1 protein-coding gene is annotated in these 1,530 nt (G+C 67.6%); it reads left to right on the top strand.

Annotation, left to right across the window (positions count from 1 at the left end; all coding sequences use genetic code 11):
* On the top strand, positions 1-1,530 hold a 1,530-nt coding region (locus AZG88_RS34785), incomplete at both ends, for an amino acid adenylation domain-containing protein (protein WP_156517690.1).

The following is a 1,530-nucleotide window of genomic DNA, read 5'->3' as shown; positions in this document are numbered from 1 at the left end:
GTTGGTGGTGGGTTCGTGGAATGCGACGGGTCACCCGGTGCCCCACACCACCCTCGCCGACCTGCTCGACGTGCAGGTGGGGCGGACTCCGGACGCGGTCGCGGTGGTGTGCGGTGCGGTGGTGTTGTCGTATGGGGAGTTCGATGCGCGGGTGAATCGGCTGGCGCGGTTCCTGATCGCGGCCGGGGTGGGCCCGGAGTCGTCGGTGGGTGTGGCGGTGCGTCGTTCGGTGGCGATGCTGGTGGGGATGTACGCGGTGGTGAAGGCGGGTGGGGCGTATGTCCCGATCGATCCGGATCAGCCTGCGGAGCGGGTGGGGTTTGTGGTGGCGACGGCGGATCCGGTGCTGGTGCTGACGACCTGCTCGGATCGGGTGGTGGTGCCTGCGGGTGTGCGGGTGGTGGAGTTGGATTCGGTGGATGTGTCGGGGTTTTCGGCCGATCCGGTGGGGGATGGGGAGCGGCGTGCGCCGTTGCGTCCGGGTCATCTTGCGTATGTGATGTTCACGTCGGGGTCGACGGGTCGGCCCAAGGGTGTGGCGGTGTCGCATGCGGGTGTCGTGAATCGGTTGTTGTGGATGCAGGGGGAGTGCGGGCTCGGCTCTGATGATGTGGTGTTGCAGAAGACGCCGGTGACGTTCGATGTGTCGGTGTGGGAGTTGTTCTGGCCGTTGATTACTGGTGCGCGGTTGGTGGTCGCGGAGCCGGACGGGCACCGCGACCCGGTGTACCTCGAGCGGGTGATCCGGGAGGAGTCGGTCACCACTGTGCATTTCGTGCCGTCGATGCTCGAGGTGTTTCTGGCGGGGGCGAATGTGGAGGGGTGTGGTGCGCTGCGCCGGGTGTTCACCAGCGGTGAGGCGTTGCCGTCGGCAACGGCGGCACGTCTGCTGCGGGTGAGTGCGGCGGAGTTGCACAACTTGTACGGTCCGACGGAGGCGTCGGTGGATGTGACGTTCCACGAGGTGACGGATGCGGATCGGAGGGTGGTGCCGATCGGGGGGCCGGTGTGGAATACGCAGACGTTGGTGCTGGACGGGCGGTTGCGGCCGGTGCCGGTGGGGGTGGCGGGGGAGTTGTATCTCGGTGGTGTGCAGTTGGCGCGGGGGTATCGGGGGCGGCCGGATTTGACGGCGGATCGGTTCGTGGCGAATCCGTTCGGTGCGGGGTTGCGGTTGTATCGGACGGGGGATCGGGTTCGGTGGTTGCCGGGTGGGGAGTTGGAGTATCTGGGGCGTACGGATTTTCAGGTGAAGTTGCGGGGTCAGCGGATCGAGTTGGGGGAGATCGAGGCGGTGTTGTTGCGCCGGGAGGATGTGGCGCAGGCGGTGGTGGTGCTGCGCGGTGACGGGTCGTCGGGTGATTATCTGGCGGGGTATGTGGTGCCGGTGTCGGGGGCGGTGGTGGACGAGCGGGCGGTGCGGGAGTGGGCTGCGGTGGGGTTGCCGGGGTTCATGGTGCCGTCGGTGGTGGTGGTGCTGGCGGAGTTGCCGGTGACGGTGAACGGCAAGCTCGACCGCAAAGCCCTGCC

The organism is Rhodococcus sp. LB1 (assembly GCF_001583455.1).
Taxonomy (GTDB): Bacteria; Actinomycetota; Actinomycetes; order Mycobacteriales; family Mycobacteriaceae; genus Rhodococcus_F; species Rhodococcus_F opacus.
The sequence above is the reverse complement of the archived record's forward strand: the minus strand, read 5'-3'. Positions and strand labels throughout refer to the sequence as shown.